The sequence below is a fragment of the Candidatus Poriferisodalis sp. genome (assembly GCF_965204195.1).
In the GTDB taxonomy this organism is placed as follows: domain Bacteria; phylum Actinomycetota; class Acidimicrobiia; order Acidimicrobiales; family Poriferisodalaceae; genus Poriferisodalis.
Window position 1 is genome coordinate 389618 of the sequence record NZ_OZ241975.1, and the last position, 14933, is coordinate 404550.

Sequence of the window (14933 nt, forward strand, 5' to 3'; positions counted from 1 at the left end):
CGTGCAGCAGCCTTTCCGGCCCGCAGATGCCAGCGGGTCAGCGGGACGGATGCGTGACTCGCGCGACGGCGACGGCGCAGAGCGCCCCGATGAACTGCGCCACGATGAACAGCGGCGCGCTGGCGGGGGCGATGCCGGCGAACGTGTCGGAGAACATGCGGGCGACGGTCACGGCCGGGTTGGCGAAGCTCGTGGACGACGTGAAGAAGTACGCCCCGCCGATGTAGGCGGCCACGGCGAAGGCCACGAACTGGGTCTTGCCCGCGCGCACCACGCCGATGATCACGATCACCAGCCCGAACGTGGCAATGATCTCCGACAGGAAGGCGGCGCCGCTGATGCGGTCCTTGGTCGACCAGAACACCGCATCGAGCTCGAAGATCACGTTGGCGGCGATGACACCCAGAATCCCGCCGGCAACCTGCACCACCACATACAGCCCGGCCATGCGGTTGTCGAGATCGCCGGCGAGGCGCGCCCACAGCGTCACTGCCGGGTTGAAGTGCGCCCCCGACGTCGACCCGAACAGCAGGATCAGGCACGTCAGCGCACCAGCCGTCGCGATCGAGTTTTCCAACAGCTGCAGCCCCACATCGTCGGGGCTCAGCCGCTCGGCCATGATCCCCGAGCCCACCACGCTGAGCAGCAGGAACCCCGTCCCCACGAACTCCGAGGTCAGACGGCTCGCCGTGGTCTCACGCAGGGCTGTCACCGCGACAGCCTGCCACCCATGGGTAAACGAGCGTCAACGACGCCGTGAATTCATGACACTGCGGGCCGAATGCGAGGAGCATCGCAGCGCCTGTGCGAGGCCCGGGCAGCTCAGTTCTCGCGGAGGTCGAAGGCGATCTTGACCGAGCCTCGGGAGCCGGCGTTGGCGGCGTGTTCGAGGGCGTTGCGGTACTCCCCCAGCGGGTACAGCTCGGACACCAAGCGCTCCAGGTTGCAGTCGCGTACCAGCTTGATCGCGGCTTCGAAGGTGTGGCCCCCGTCGAGCCTCGGCTCGGTGCCATAGCAATAGGCGCCAACCAGCTCGGTCTCGCGGTGCCACAGGGCGGACAGGTTGAGCTCGACGTTGGCGGGCATGCCCAGCACCACCACGCGGCCTCGGGGGCGGGTGAGGGCGATGGCGTCGGTCAGCGATTCCGACGAGGCCACGGCGTCGATCGTTACGTGTGTGCCCGAGCCGAGCGTCTCGCCGATCACCCGGGTGCCTGCGGCCCGGCGCACGGCCCGGCCCAGCTCGTCGGGCGACACTGCCAGGTCGGCACCGAGCTCGCGGGCCAGGCGACGCTGGTGGCTGTAGCGGGCGCCCACCACGATCGCCGCGACACCGGTGCACTGGCGCAGCGCAGCCACCGCCACCAGGCCCATCGTGCCGGCGCCGATCACGGCCGCGGTGCCGCCGTCGGTCACGCCCGACCGCAGCGCAGCGTGAACGCCCGCCGCCGTCGGTTCGATCATCACCGCGGCCTCGTCGGACAGGTCGTCGGGCCCGAGCGAACCCAGCGAATGCAGCTGGGACTCGTGCGCAGCGAACATCTCCGACCAGCCGCCCCCGGTGGACACACACGAACCGGTCTGCAGACCCGCCTCGATCTGGCCCCCGATCAGGTGGCTGTAGTCGTCGCCGTCGGCGGGAGCAGCGTCGGGCCACGGCGGGGCATAGCCGTGGGCCTCGTGACCGAGCACCGCCTCGAGAACCACCCGTGTGCCGTCGTCGGAGTGGCCCACCACCTCATGGCCCGGCACGAACGGGAACGACACCAGCGGCTCGAAGTAGCGCGAGACCTTCCCATCCACCGTCGCCAGGTCAGACCCGCAGATGCCCGACAGGGTGGGTCGCACGTACTGCCAGCCGTCGCCGGGCAGCTCCGGCGGATCCATCTCGGTCAGCCGCAGCGGGCCGACACCCGCACCCGATCCCGGCTTCAGCTTCCCCGCAGCCATCGCCGCGGCAAACCGCAGCTCCTTGCGCTCGAAAACCAGCGCCTTCACGTCACGTCGCTTGCGAAACCCACATCAGTGGTCTTGTTGTCTACTTCGTCGGCCAGTCGGGCGATGAACTCAGCCAGCGGCACGTCGCGCCGTACCTTCTGGCCGCGGGGGTTCACACCCACCGTTCCCGCCGCCACGTCGTCGTCGCCCACCACAAGCACGTAGGGCACCTTGTCGAGCTTGGCCCGCCGGATGCGCGCGCCCAGCGGGTCGTCTGCCGGCACGGTCTCGGCCCGGAAGCCCGCCTCGCCGAGCTGGGCCGCCACCGACTCGGCAAACGAGTCATGGTCGGCCCGCACGCCCATCACCACCGCCTGCGTCGGCGCCAGCCACGGCGGGAACGCACCCGCGTAGTGCTCCACCAGCACCCCGAAGAACCGCTCGATCGAGCCGAACAGCGCCCGGTGGATCATGATCGGCCGGTGCACCTCGCCGTCGGCGCCGGTGTAGCGCAGGTTGAATCGCTCGGGCAGGTTGAAGTCGACCTGGATGGTGGACAGCTGCCACGAGCGCCCGATCGCATCGGTCACGTCGATGTCGATCTTCGGCCCGTAGAACGCGGCCTCTCCCGCCGCCTCCAGGTAGTGATGGCCGCGCCGATCCAAGGCATCCCGCAGCGCAGCCGTCGCCTGTTCCCAGCCCTCGTCGTCGCCCACGTACTTGTCGGGATCCTGCGTGGACAGCTTGAACTCGAAGTCGTCGAAGCCGAATGCGTTCAGCACCGACAGCACGAAGTCGAGAAGTCGTTCGATCTCATCGGCGAGCTGCTCAGGCGGCACATATATGTGACTGTCGTCTTGGGTGAACCCCCGGATCCGCATCAGCCCGTGCAGCGTGCCCGAGCGCTCGTAGCGGTACACGGTGCCCAGCTCGAACAGCCGCAGCGGCAGCTCCCGGTACGAGCGCTGGCGCTGGCCGAAGATCAGGCAGTGCATCGGGCAGTTCATCGGCTTGGGGTAGTAGACGCCGTTGTCCATCTCCATCGGCGGGTACATGCCCTCGGCGTAGAAGTCGAGGTGCCCTGAGGTCTCGAACAGCTTGGCGTTGGCCAAGTGCGGTGTGTAGACGAACTCGTAGCCGCCCGCCTCGTGGCGATCGCGGCTGTAGTCCTCCATGAGCTTGCGGATCACTGCGCCCTTGGGGTGCCACACGGCCAGCCCGCCGCCCAGCTCCGCAGGGAAGCTCAGCAAGTCCAGCTCGGTCACGAGCCGCCGGTGGTCACGTTTGGCGGCCTCTTCCAGCCGCTCGAGGTGCGCAGCCAGCTCGGCCTTCGAGCCCCACGCGGTGCCGTAGATGCGCTGGAGCATCTGGCGGTTCTCGTCGCCCCGCCAGTACGCGCCCGCCACCCGCATCAGCTTGAAGTGAGCCAGCCGCCCGGTGTCGGGCACGTGGGGGCCGCGGCACAGGTCGACGAACTCGTCGGTGTTGCGGTAGGTGGTGATCACCCCGCCTTCGGGGCCTGACGCGGGGTCGTCGGCCTCGCCGTCGAGGATTTCGATCTTGTAGGGGTGCGCGGCGAACAGCTCATCGGCCGCTGCCCGGCTGACCTCGGCGCGGATGAACGGCTGACGAGCGGCCACGATGGCGCGCATCTCGTCCTCGATGGTCTCGAGATCCTCGTCGGAGAAGGTGCGCGCCCGCCCGATGTCGTCGAGGCCCAGGTCGAAGTCGTAGTAGAAGCCGTCGGTGATCGGCGGCCCGATCGAGAACGTGGCGCCCGGGTACAGCCGCAGCACCGCCTGGGCCAGCACGTGGGCGGTGGAGTGGCGCAGCACCTCGAGCCCCTCGTCCGACGACCCGAACACCAGCGACACCGAAGCGCCGTCGGGCAAGGGCCGGTTCAGGTCGAGCTGCTCGCCGTCGGCAACGGCGATCAAGGCGTCCTTGGCCGCCCGCCGTCCCAACGACGCAGCAAGGTCGGCGCCGGTCGCACCTGCAGCCAGCTCCCGGGTCTGCCCGTCGGGCAGCACCACGGTGACCGCGGCACGCCCGCCGCTCGCGTCACCTGGGTTTGCGCCGTTGTTGCCGCTCATATGGACAGTTTCCCTGTCTCGGTGCCGCGTCGTCCAAGGAATTTCAGCATGCGGCGTTCTGCGCGGGCGTGATTCGTGCTCACCGACAACGATGGCCATCGGTCGCAGCCGGCTGAGCTCGAGGCAACAGCGCAGGCGACGTCCGTGGAGCGGGTGACATGCAGCTGGCGACTAGCCCCCGGTGCCGCCGGAGAAGACGATGTTGATCAGGATGATCAGGAAGAGCAACCCGCCGAGCACCCAGAGCTTGTCTGCGAACTCGAAGCTCTTGAACTTCGCGAACGGCACCATCATCTTGTGCGGGTCCTCGAGCGTCTTTCCGTCGACCTTGCGGGTATCGGCGTCGCTCATGCGTTCTCCTGAAGAAGCTGTTCAGCGGCCGATGCCGCGGCTCGGGGGACCGGCTGCTCGCGCAACCAACGGGCAAGACTAGTGGTCTGACTCGGTCATGGCTGAGGGATTGCCGACGGAATCCTGACGCTTGTGCACCGGTTGAGCGAGACCGCTCCACGCCGCCGGCTAGGTGCGCACGGCATCCGCGCCCAACAGCTCCCGCATCGGACCCGCCAGGGTGCGGGCATCCACCCAGCGCGACTCCGGAAGCTGCACCACCGAGTCGCCTACCCGGATGTGCACCGGCGCATCGCCGGGGTAGTCCGACAGCATCCGCTCGAACGCCTCCAGCCAGTGATCGTCGATGTCGACCCGCTCCACGTCGAGCGACACCGGCACGGGTCCCTTGCGCAGCTCCAGCGCCTCCACCTCGTTGGCCAGGAACGCCGTCTCGCCCTCGCCGCGACGATCGGGCCGGCCCCGCACCAGCACCACGGCGTCTTCCGCCAGCGTGGCGCCGGCGGCGGCGAAGCCCTTGGGGAACAGGGTGACCTCGATCGAGCCGGACAGGTCTTCGAGCATGAACCGGGCCATCGGGTCGCCGCCGCGCGTGTAGCGGCGCTGCAGGCTCTGCACCACGCCGCCCAGCGTCACCCACTGCTGGCCGCCGTCGGGGTTGGGCGGCAGGTCGCCCAGGCCGCTGATCTGGCAGTCGGTCGCGCGCCGAAGCTGCGCCTCGCCCCCGCGCAGCGGATGGTCGGACACGTACAGCCCGAGCAGCTCCTTCTCCCACGCCAGCGTGTCGCGCTCGGAGGCCTCGACGTCGGGCACCTCGATGCGCTCGTCGAACCCCGGCTCGCCGGCGTCGCTGCCGCCGCTGCCATTGCCGTTGCCGCCGCCGAACAGCGACTGCACCCCGGCGGCTGCCTCCTCACGCCGTCGCAGCGCGAACTCGACGATCTGCTCGAACACCCGGAGCAGCCCGCCCCGGCTGTGCCCGCACGTCTCGAAGGCGCCTGCCTTGATGAGCGACTCGGTGAACCGCTTGTTGAGCACCTCGCGCGGCACGCGCATGCAGTAGTCCTCGAAGTCGGCGAAGGGCCCGTTGGCGTCGCGCTCAGCGAGGATCGGCTCGGCCACCTTCATGCCCACGTTGCGCACCGCCGACAGCCCGAAGGGGATGGTGCTCCCGTCGGCGGTGAAGTCGAGCTCGGAGCGGTTGATGTCGGGCACCAGCACGTCGATCCCCGACTGGCGGCAGTCGGCTAGGTACACGCCCGCCTTGTCGATGTTGCGCTTCGAGCCGGTCAGCACGGCCGCCAGGAACTCGGTGCGGTGATTGGCCTTCAGGTAGGCCGTCTGGTAGGCGATCAGCCCGTAGGCGAAGGCGTGGCTCTTGTTGAACGCGTAGTCGGCGAACGGCTCGATGATGTCGAACAGCTGCTCCCCGAGGTTCTCGCCGTATCCCTTCGCCGCAGTGCCGGCGATGAACTTGGTGCGGTGCTCGGCGATCTGCTCGCGGTTCTTCTTGCCGCAGGCCTTGCGCAGGTCGTCGGCCTCGGCCATCGAGTAGCCGGCGATCTCCTGGGCCACCCGCATCATCGACTCCTGGTAGATCATCAGCCCGTAGGTCTCTTCGAGCAGCTCGGCGAGGTCGGGATGCGGCGGCGTGGCGGGCTGGCGGCCGTTCTTGCGGTGCGCGTAGCTGTTGTGCATGTCGGCGGCCATCGGGCCGGGCCGGTACAGCGCCACCAGCGCGCAGATGTCCTCGAACTGTGTGGGGCGCATCGACTGCAGCAGCGACCGCACCGGCGTCGACTCGAGCTGGAACACGCCCATCGTGTCGCCGGCGCACAGCAGCTTGAACGTGGCGGCGTCGTCGAGCGGCACCGCGTCGATGTCGAGCGCCGCGCCAGTGGTGCGCTCCACGAGCCGCACCGCGTCGTCGATGATCGACAGCGTCCGCAGCCCCAGGAAGTCCATCTTCAGCAGGCCCAGGTCTTCCACGCCGCCCATGTCGAACTGGGTGACGATCGGTGCCTCTTCGGGATCGGTGCCCGACTCGGGCTTGCGCTGGATGGGCAGGTATTCGGTGAGCGGCTCGGGGCTGATCACCACCGCGGCGGCATGCACCGAGTCCTGCCGGATGAGGCCCTCGAGGCCGCGGGCCACGTCCACCACCTCGCGCACGTCGTCGTCGGTGGCGTACATGGTGCGCAGCTCGGCAGCCGCTGCGTACCCGTCGGCGTGCTTCTCGTCGGGTTCGAGACAGGCAACCAGCGGGGTGTCGCGGCCCATGATCAGCGGCGGCATGGCTTTGGAGATGCGGTCTCCCAGCGCGTACGGCTTGCCCAGCACACGTGCCGCGTCGCGCACCGCCGCCCGTGCCTTGATGGTGGAGAAGGTGATGATCTGCGCGACGTGGTCGTGGCCGTATTTGCGGGCCGCGTAGCGGATCATCTCGTCGCGGTAGCGGTCGTCGAAGTCGATGTCGATGTCGGGCATCGAGATGCGTGCCGGGTTCAAGAACCGCTCGAACAGCAGGCCGTACTTGATCGGGTCGAGGTCGGTGATGCCCAGGCAGTAGGCCACCACGCACCCCGCCGCCGAGCCCCGGCCCGGCCCCACCCGGATGCCGCTCTCGCGGGCATGGCGGATGAGGTCCCACGTGATCAGGAAGTAGCTGCTGAAGCCCATGTCGGAGATGACCCGCAGCTCGTACGCGATGCGAGCAGCAGTGTCTTCGGACACGTTCGAGCCCCAGCGCCGTTTCGCTCCCTCGAATGCCAGGTGCCCCAGGTAGGCGTCGGCATCGGCGTGGGGAGCGGGCACCTCGAAGTGCGGCAGCAGCACCTGCCCGAATTCGATGTTGGTCTCGGCCCGATCGGCGATCGCCAGCGTGTTGTCGCACGCCTCGGGGAACTCGCTGAACAGCTCCCGCATCTCGGAGGCCGTCTTGAGATAGTGATGATCGCCGTGGAACTTGAAGCGGTCGGCATCGCTGCGCAATGACCCGGTCTGCACGCACAGCAGCGCGTCGTGCGCGAGGGCATCGTGCTGGTGCGTGTAGTGCAGGTCGTTGGTGGCGAGCAGCGGCGCGTTGAGGTCGTGGGCGAGCTGCAGCAGATGCGGGTTGTTGTCTCGCTGGGCGCCGATGCCGTGGTCCTGCAGCTCGATGTACAGCGAGTCGCGGCCGAAGATGTCCTGCAGGCGTCCGGCCCGGCGGCGGGCCTCTTCGTAGTCGTCGTTGAGCAGCGCCTGCTGCACGACGCTGGCGAGGCACCCGGTGGTGGCCGTGAGCCCCTCGGAGTGCTCGGCGAACAGCTCCCAGTCCATCCGGGGCTTGTAGTAGTAGCCCTCGAGGAAGGCCCGGCTGGCCAGCTTGAGGAGGTTGCGGTAGCCGGCGTCGCTGTGGGCGAGCAGCGTCAGGTGGTAGTAGAGCTTGCCGCTGCCCTTGCCGTCGTCGCCGGTGTCGTCGAGCTTGGCGTTCTTCGCCCGGTTCTGCTTCGGGCGCTCGTGGCGGCTCTCGAGCGCCATGTAGGCCTCGGTGCCGATGATCGGCTTGATGCCGAACGTCTTGCAGGCCCGGTAGAAGTCGAGGACGCCGTACATGTTGCCGTGGTCGGTGATGCCCAGCGCCGGCTGGCCGTCGGCCGCGGCCGCCGCGACCACCTCGTTGACGCGCGCCGCGCCGTCGAGCAGGGAGTACTCGGTGTGGGTGTGCAGGTGCACGAACGACGCTGCCACGCTGCCTCTCGCTTTCGTCTGAATCGGCCCGTCTGTCGAACATAGATCGGTCGGCCGGCTGCGCCATGAATGCCCGCGAGACTCGCCCGGCCGCGCAGCGAAACTCCCAGAAAATCGGGTTGGACGGACGCTCGCGGGGCTGCATCATGGAGGCCATGGCCCACCCGTCGCGCGCGCTGCCAGCACACGTCGCCGACGAGCTGGAGCTCGACGCCGGCGCTGTGCTGCCCTGCGACGAGCTGAATGCCGTGCTCGTGGTCGACGATCCGCGCCCGGGCCTGTGGGAGCTGGTCGACAGCGGCTGGGCCGACGAGCACCTTCCCGAGCTGCCCGCGCTGGCGCTGGAGCAGGACCCGATCCACCGCCACAAGGACGTGCTCGCCCACACGATCGCTGTGGTGGCCCAGAGCCCGCCCCGCCTGCGGGTGCGCCTCGGCGCCCTGTTCCACGACATCGGCAAGCCGCTGACTCGTGAGATCACCCCCAGCGGGGTGACGTTCCGCAACCACGAGGCCGTCGGGGCGAAGATGACCCGCCGTCGCATGCCCGAGATGGGCTACAGCGCTGACATCACCGAGGAGGTCGCTCGCCTGGTGCACCTGTCGGGCCGTTTCAAGGGGTACGACACCGGCTGGACCGACGCAGCAGTGCGCCGCTACGCCCGCGACGCCGGCCCGCTGCTGGGCGACCTGAACGACCTGGTCCGCAGCGACTGCACGTCGCGCAACGTGCAGCGGATCGAAGCCCTGCACGACGCGCTCGACCGCTTCGAGGTGCGCATCGCCCGGCTAGCCCGCGAGCAGGCCCAAAAGGAACTGCGCCCCGAGCTGAACGGCGACGAGGTGATGACCCACCTGGGACTGGCACCCGGACCCGACGTGGGCCGCGCCATGAAGTTCCTGTTGGAGCTGCGCCGAACCGAGGGCGAACTCGGCGACGCCGAGGTGCGCCGTCGCCTCGACGCCTGGTGGGCCGCCCAGCAGTGAGAGTCGCGAAAATCTTGTTCCCACACTAATCAACTCATTGGTACAATTGCCCTATGAGTGGGACATACACTATCGTTATGGGCAACCGCGGACGCATTGTGGTGCCGTCGGAAGTACGTGCACGTGCCGGTCTTGCGGAGGGGACGCCGATGGTGCTGGTGGAGTCCTCCGACGGTCTGGTGCTGCTGACGCGAAGTCAGCTGAAGGAACGTGTGCGGCGGAATCTGGCCGGGCTGGATCTGGTTGAGGGGTTGCTCTCGGAGCGCCGACGCGAAGCTGCACAGGAAGATGCGGCGTGAGCGCTGTGCTGGACGCATCTGCGCTCTTGGCATTCGTGCAGGACGAGCCCGGGGCAGATGCCGTGGAGGCGGCGCTGGACGACGCACCCTGCTGCGGCGCCGCCAACTGGTCGGAAGTGGCCCAGCGCGTCGTCTCCGCCGGCGGCGACTGGGATCTGACGAGAGCACTGCTGCTGAGCTACGACCTGCGCGTCGAGCCGGTGACTGCATCCGATGCCGAGTGGGCTGCGTATCGGCATCGTCGGGGCGAGGGCCTGTCGCTCGCGGATCGTCTTTGCTTGGCCCTCGGCGAGCGCTTGGGTCTGACGGTGCTCACCGCAGACAAGGCGTGGGGGTCCGCTGGGAGCATCGTGCAGATCCGCTAGCCCGCCGAACTACACGCCTGACATACCAATTGAGTTACAATTGATGTCAAATTAGTAGTTGGCTCATCCGCGTTGCGCCGATGCTGCCCTTCTTGTCCCGACGAAAGGCGCGCCGTGAAGATCCCACAGACACCTCCCGCTGCAGGCGCACTGCTGGAAGAGGTTCTGGCAGATGGCAGAGCAGACGGATTTCACCGGATCGTGGAGCAAGGCAGGCCCACAGACGCCAAAGGCCGTTACCTCCACTGGGACGAGATGCGCCGCAGGAAGCCGCCTGACGGACTCACGCACGAAGACTGGTGGCTGAGTATGTGGTTGAGCCGACGTGCCCTCTGGCGGCCCATGCCTCTCACGGGCATCGATGGAACTGAGTTTGGCATCTGCATGGTCGACGCCGTCTGGGAGTCGTTGCACCGCATAGATCAGGCCGCGGCAGGAGATGTACTGGCAGATGAGCCTTCTGTAGCCGCTGGGAATCGAGACCGGTACATCGTCAGCTCGCTCATCGAGGAAGCGATCGCTTCGAGTCAACTCGAGGGAGCCAGTTCGACTCGCTCTGAGGCGAAGCGAATGCTGCTCACCGACCGTCCGCCCCGTGATCGCAGCGAGCAGATGATCCTCAACAACTACCGAGCGATTTCGCGAGTGCGTGATCTGGCCCGGGACGAGCTGCCCCTGACGACCGAGACGATCTGCGAATTACACCGGGTTCTTGTCGTGGACGCCATAGACGATCCCGCAGACGCAGGTCGTATCCAGAGAGAGGACGAGACTCGCGTCTGGGTGTCATGGCCGGACGGCTCGCACGATGAGCAGCGACTGCATACTCCGCCTCGCGCAAGCGAATTGCCTGGGCGAATGGAGGCAATGTGTGCATTCGCCAACGGCGAGTCGGATGACGGATTTGTGCATCCAGTCGTGCGCGCCATCGTTCTGCACTTCTGGCTCGCCTACGACCATCCCTTCGTCGATGGAAACGGTCGACTAGCTCGTTCGCTCTTCTACTGGTCGATGTTGCGCTCGAAGTACTGGCTCGCCGAATTTCTCACGGTCTCCTCGATCCTGCGCCTAGCGCCAGCCAAATACGCACGGTCATTCCTGTACACGGAGACTGACAGCAACGACCTCACGCACTTCGTGCTGTACCAACTCGACGTCATTGAACGTGCAATCAAGGAGCTCCGCACGTATCTGCAAGCCAAGCGAGAAGAAGTCCGTGAGGTCGAAGAGATGCTCGCCGGGAGAGCCGAAGTCAACCACCGACAGCGTTCCGTGCTGGCGACGGCGCTGCGCGATGCCAACGCCGATTTTCTGATCGCAGGACATCAACGGAAACAGTCCGTCACGTACCAGACGGCCCGAACCGATCTGCTCGGACTCGCCGAGCTCGGCCTCCTGGCCATGCGGCGCGACGGCAAGTCGTACCGATTCCTGCCCGTGCCTGACTTAGTCGATCGCATTCGTGGCCTTGGCAAGTCTGAAGACTGACGGCAACGCGATTCCGGTCGAGTTGACTGCGGCGAATCACATGTGTGAAATACCAATTGATTTACAATTGATGTCAAATTAGTAGTTCATGGCTTGATAAGAGTCGACCGGTGCATCGAGTCGGGATCCCTGAGTAGCTGCGGGCGCGTCGGGCGCTCGCTCTAGCGTGTGCGCTCGTGGAATGGGTCGCGAATCCTGAGGTCTGGATCTCTCTGGTCACGCTGACGGTGCTCGAGATCGTGCTCGGCATCGACAACGTGATCTTCATCTCGATACTTGCCGGACGGCTGGGCGGGAAGGAAGCCGAGCGCGCCCGGGTGGTCGGCCTGTCGCTGGCCATGGGGATGCGGGTGCTGTTGCTGCTGGGCATCTCATGGATCGTGCGGCTCACGACGCCGCTGTTCTCGGTGTTCGGCCATGAGCTATCGGGGCGCGACCTGATCCTGCTGGGCGGCGGGCTGTTCCTGCTGGGCAAGGCCACGTTCGAGATCCACCACAAGCTCGAAGGCGACGGCCACGATGATGCGGGCGACCGGGCAGGCGCCACGTTCACCAGGGTCATCATCCAGATCCTCGTGCTCGACTTGGTTTTCAGCCTCGACTCGGTGATCACCGCGGTGGGCATGGCCGATCGGGTGGGCGTGATGATCGCCGCGGTCGTCATCGCCGTCGGCGTGATGCTGTGGTCGTCAGGACCGGTGATGCGCTTTGTGGGCAAGCACCCGACGGTCAAGATGCTGGCGCTGGCGTTCCTGCTGCTCATCGGCATGTCGCTCGTGGCCGAGGGCGCCGAGTTCCACATCCCGAAGGGCTACATCTACTTCGCCATGGGCTTCGCCGTGCTGGTGGAAGCGCTCAACCTGCGGATGAAGCGCAATCGCCAGGCCCGCACGCCGCCCGTCGAGTTCCACGAGCGCCGCATGCCCGAGTTCGCACCTGCTGAATCGGCACCTGCTGAAGACGGGGGCGACGGCGCCGACACGGCGCCCGGTGATCCAGGGGACGCTCCCTAGACGCGCTCCCTAGATGTCGGCGTCGCTGCCGCCGTCATCGGCCACCTCGGCCTCGGTGACGTGTGCGCCCGCTGAGCGTTCACGAAGCTGCTCAGCGATCTGACGCAGCTGCTCGACGGTGTCTGCGTTGTCGAGCTCGCCCAAGAATTCAGGCAGCCGGATGCCCGCCTGGCTGGCAACTTCGTGCAGCGGGGGGAGCGCCCCGATCAGACTGGAGATGAAGTTGGCGGTGGTGCCGTTCTCGCCATTGGGACCGCCGCCGGAATCCCACACGGTGATCTTGTCGATCTGCAGGTTCGAGATGGCCTTCACCTGCTCGGCCACGAGGTTCGGCAGTTGCTCGGCAACCAGCAGCAGCGCTGCTTCTGGCGCTGCACCGCCGCTGGCAGTCACCAGCGCGCCCAAGCCCTCGGCGCGGCGGGTCAGCAACGCCAGCAAGCCCAATGCCTCGGCTTCCATCAGCAGTCGCTGACCGTCGGCCTCGCCGGCCTTGACCAGCCTGATGCGGTCGGCCTCGGCCTCGGCCAGCGTGCGGACTCGCTCGCGTTCCACCTGAGCGGGCACCACGATGTCAGCGTCCTGCGCGGCCTTGTCGCGCTCTGCGCGCACCCGCTCGGCTTCTGCCTCAGCCATGAACGATTCCTGTTCGGCCTGGGCCTGGCTGACGCGTTCGGCAGCGTTGGCGGCACGTTCGGCTTCTGCTTCCTTCTGGCGCCGCTCGCTGGCAGATTCGGCGATCACCACGTGCGATTCGTTCTCGCCTTCGGTTGCAATGGCGTTGGCCTGTGCCACACGGATGCGCTGCTCGCGCTGGGCCTCGGCGGCGCCGATGTCGCCGTCGCGCTCCTGCTCGGCCACCTTGACCTTCGCCTCGCTGATGGCGCGGGCCGCTGCTTCGCGGCCGAGGGCGTCGATGTATCCCGATTCGTCGGTGATGTCCTGGATGTTGACGTTGATGAGGCGCAGCCCGACCTTGCGAAGTTCGAGCTCGAGCGACTCGGTGATGTTGGTGATGAGCTGCTCGCGGTCGGCGTTGATCTGCTCGATCGGCATCGTGGCAATCACCACGCGCATCTGGCCGAAGATGATGTCGCGGGCCAAGTTCTCGATGTCCAGCAGCGACAGGCCCAGCAGCCGCTCCGCAGCGTTCTGCATGACACCGGGCTCGGTCGAGACACCGACCGTGAACGTTGCTGGAGTATTGACCCGGATGTTCTGCTGGGAGAGCGCTCCCTGGAGCTTGATCTCGATGGGGATAGGCGTCAGGTCCAGGTATGCGTAGCCCTGCACGATGGGCCACACCATGGCTCCGCCGCCGTGCAGGCACCTCGCCGACTCGCCTTCCCCGCCGACGCGTCCATAGACCACGAGGATCCGGTCGGATGGACAGCGCTTGAAGCGCGACGAGATCCACAGCAGGGCGATGAGCAGGATGGCGAAGATGCCACCTGCGAGGGCGATGACGGCCATATTTGCCTCTCGTAGTGAGTGGTGGGGAAAGTCAGGCTAGTGAGGTGCCACGAGCACGGTCGAAGGGTCGACGACGCCGACGACGGTGATGGCAGTCTGCGCCGGCAGGCTCTCGTCGGACTCCGTCAGGGCATTGATGACCCGCATGCGTCCCTGCACCATCACTTCGACTTTGCCGGGTTTCGAACGGTTCGCAGCAACCGTGAGATAGACGGTGCCGTGTGCGCCCACGGCGGACTGGTAGTCGACCGAGCCGCTCTCGCCGAGCTTCGCAAACGAGCGCCACAAGAAGCCCACGGCAAGGAACACTGCGAGGCCGGCGGCGATGGCGACGCCGACTGACAGGGCTGTGGAGCGGTCTGCCTGCTTCATGAGGACGCCCGTCCAGCCGAATGCAAACGAGAACGCGGTCAACGTCCGGATCGAGAGGAACCCGCTGCTCGGGTCCTCGTCGCCGATGTCGACATCCGCTCCGATGCCGAATGCCAGCAGCGCAATCTGCACCAGCAGGAAGAAGCTGGAGATGAATGCGATCGCATAGAAGATCTGCAGATCGCCGGTCAGAGCCTGCCACCAGTCGCCCATGAACTGCCTCCCTGCGGGAACTCTACGTGTCGATACGGGCCGCCTGTCTGCGCGGATTGCCGCAGACGGTTCTGGCGGGAGGCGGGGGGAGGTTCTAGCTGAGGCGGCGTTCGGTCAGGCCGCCTGCGGGGGTCCACGTCTCGATGACGAGATGCTGGCCGTCGACGCGCACGAGCACGGCGTGAGCGATTCTCACGGTGAACAGGGCCATCGGAGTCGCGTCGTCGATCTCGTGATGGTGCCCGCGCATGAAGGTCTCGAGCTGGTCGGCGTCGGCCGGCACTGCCGTGCCTTCGATACGGGCATCGCCTGCTTTCAGCTCCCCGCTCTCGGGCGCTGAGTGCAGCCCGAACCTCCGATCGCGCCGCAGATCGGCGGCCTTGCGCGAGTTGCGGTCCATCCCCAGCCAGAGATGGCCGTCGCGGATCGGGGCTTCCATGCCGGACATGCGCGGCGAACCGTCGGCACGGATCGTGGCCATGACCGCATGCAGGTGGCTCTCGAAGCGCTTCTGGATGCGTGCGGCCAATTCCGGGCTGGCCGCCGCAAACGCTCCCCAGCTCACGTCGCCGCCGTGTGCGCCCATCGGGTCACCTCCGCTGGTTGCCCCGCGTGA

The 14933-nt window shown here is 67.1% G+C and carries 13 protein-coding genes; 5 read left to right on the forward strand and 8 right to left on the reverse strand.

The annotated features are described in order from the left end of the window. Positions 1-37 precede the first annotated feature (37 nt). The 5 genes from ACOGI8_RS01750 to dnaE all read right to left on the reverse strand — a co-directional run bounded on the left by ACOGI8_RS01750 (position 38) and on the right by dnaE (position 8111). Complete coding sequence (locus ACOGI8_RS01750) at positions 38-712, reverse strand: aquaporin (protein ID WP_419855185.1); 675 nt, start codon at positions 710-712, stop codon at positions 38-40. A gap of 110 nt (positions 713-822) precedes the next feature. Beyond that, complete coding sequence (locus ACOGI8_RS01755) at positions 823-1998, reverse strand: zinc-dependent alcohol dehydrogenase (protein ID WP_419855186.1); 1176 nt, start codon at positions 1996-1998, stop codon at positions 823-825. Then, complete coding sequence (thrS, locus tag ACOGI8_RS01760; protein ID WP_419855187.1) at positions 1995-4031, reverse strand: threonine--tRNA ligase; 2037 nt, start codon at positions 4029-4031, stop codon at positions 1995-1997. The genes ACOGI8_RS01755 and thrS overlap by 4 nt, the downstream gene beginning before the upstream one ends. A 171-nt stretch (positions 4032-4202) precedes the next feature. Further along, the gene (locus ACOGI8_RS01765) at positions 4203-4382 is read right to left on the reverse strand and encodes a hypothetical protein (RefSeq protein ID WP_323671611.1); all 180 of its coding nucleotides are present in this window, start codon (positions 4380-4382) and stop codon (positions 4203-4205) included. 168 nt (positions 4383-4550) lie between these two features. Then, positions 4551-8111, reverse strand: coding sequence for a DNA polymerase III subunit alpha (gene dnaE, locus ACOGI8_RS01770; RefSeq protein ID WP_419855188.1), 3561 nt, complete (start codon positions 8109-8111; stop codon positions 4551-4553). A gap of 155 nt (positions 8112-8266) precedes the next feature. On the opposite strand from dnaE, the gene ACOGI8_RS01775 reads away from it, so the two are divergent. The 5 genes from ACOGI8_RS01775 to ACOGI8_RS01795 all read left to right on the forward strand — a co-directional run bounded on the left by ACOGI8_RS01775 (position 8267) and on the right by ACOGI8_RS01795 (position 12262). Continuing rightward, positions 8267-9097 carry an HDIG domain-containing metalloprotein gene (locus tag ACOGI8_RS01775; protein WP_419855189.1) on the forward strand — a complete coding sequence of 277 codons (831 nt, stop codon included), beginning with the start codon at positions 8267-8269 and terminating at the stop codon, positions 9095-9097. A 77-nt stretch (positions 9098-9174) separates the two neighbouring features. Continuing rightward, positions 9175-9396: an AbrB/MazE/SpoVT family DNA-binding domain-containing protein gene (locus tag ACOGI8_RS01780; RefSeq protein WP_419855190.1), complete on the forward strand. Its 222-nt coding sequence runs from the start codon at positions 9175-9177 to the stop codon at positions 9394-9396. Then, positions 9393-9761 (forward strand): type II toxin-antitoxin system VapC family toxin, encoded by a 369-nt coding sequence (locus ACOGI8_RS01785; protein WP_419855191.1) that lies wholly within the window; start codon positions 9393-9395, stop codon positions 9759-9761. Before ACOGI8_RS01780 ends, ACOGI8_RS01785 begins: the two co-directional genes overlap by 4 nt. Positions 9762-10103: 342 nt before the next feature. Beyond that, on the forward strand, positions 10104-11249 hold the full coding sequence (locus ACOGI8_RS01790; RefSeq protein WP_419855192.1) for a Fic family protein: 1146 nt from the start codon (positions 10104-10106) through the stop codon (positions 11247-11249). Between the two features lie 176 nt (positions 11250-11425). After that, positions 11426-12262 carry a TerC family protein gene (locus tag ACOGI8_RS01795; RefSeq protein WP_419855193.1) on the forward strand — a complete coding sequence of 279 codons (837 nt, stop codon included), beginning with the start codon at positions 11426-11428 and terminating at the stop codon, positions 12260-12262. A gap of 9 nt (positions 12263-12271) precedes the next feature. On the opposite strand, the gene ACOGI8_RS01800 is transcribed toward ACOGI8_RS01795, so the two are convergent. The 3 genes from ACOGI8_RS01800 to ACOGI8_RS01810 all read right to left on the reverse strand — a co-directional run bounded on the left by ACOGI8_RS01800 (position 12272) and on the right by ACOGI8_RS01810 (position 14903). Further along, on the reverse strand, positions 12272-13732 hold the full coding sequence (locus ACOGI8_RS01800; RefSeq protein WP_419855194.1) for a flotillin family protein: 1461 nt from the start codon (positions 13730-13732) through the stop codon (positions 12272-12274). 36 nt (positions 13733-13768) lie between these two features. Further along, positions 13769-14317: a hypothetical protein gene (locus ACOGI8_RS01805; protein ID WP_419855195.1), complete on the reverse strand. Its 549-nt coding sequence runs from the start codon at positions 14315-14317 to the stop codon at positions 13769-13771. Positions 14318-14411: 94 nt separating this feature from the next. Next, positions 14412-14903, reverse strand: a complete 492-nt coding sequence (locus ACOGI8_RS01810; RefSeq protein WP_419855196.1) for a pyridoxamine 5'-phosphate oxidase family protein — start codon at positions 14901-14903, stop codon at positions 14412-14414. Positions 14904-14933 lie beyond the last annotated feature (30 nt).

Excerpts from the sequence above, each read along its gene's own strand:
- ACOGI8_RS01765 (WP_323671611.1), bottom strand. The coding sequence starts at position 4,382 with ATGAGCGACGCCGATACCCGCAAGGTCGACGGAAAGACGCTCGAGGAC.
- ACOGI8_RS01790 (WP_419855192.1), top strand. The coding sequence starts at position 10,104 with ATGCCTCTCACGGGCATCGATGGAACTGAGTTTGGCATCTGCATGGTC.
- ACOGI8_RS01775 (WP_419855189.1), top strand. The coding sequence starts at position 8,267 with ATGGCCCACCCGTCGCGCGCGCTGCCAGCACACGTCGCCGACGAGCTG.
- ACOGI8_RS01810 (WP_419855196.1), bottom strand. The coding sequence starts at position 14,903 with ATGGGCGCACACGGCGGCGACGTGAGCTGGGGAGCGTTTGCGGCGGCC.
- ACOGI8_RS01805 (WP_419855195.1), bottom strand. The coding sequence starts at position 14,317 with ATGGGCGACTGGTGGCAGGCTCTGACCGGCGATCTGCAGATCTTCTAT.
- thrS (WP_419855187.1), bottom strand. The coding sequence starts at position 4,031 with ATGAGCGGCAACAACGGCGCAAACCCAGGTGACGCGAGCGGCGGGCGT.
- ACOGI8_RS01800 (WP_419855194.1), bottom strand. The coding sequence starts at position 13,732 with ATGGCCGTCATCGCCCTCGCAGGTGGCATCTTCGCCATCCTGCTCATC.
- ACOGI8_RS01780 (WP_419855190.1), top strand. The coding sequence starts at position 9,175 with ATGGGCAACCGCGGACGCATTGTGGTGCCGTCGGAAGTACGTGCACGT.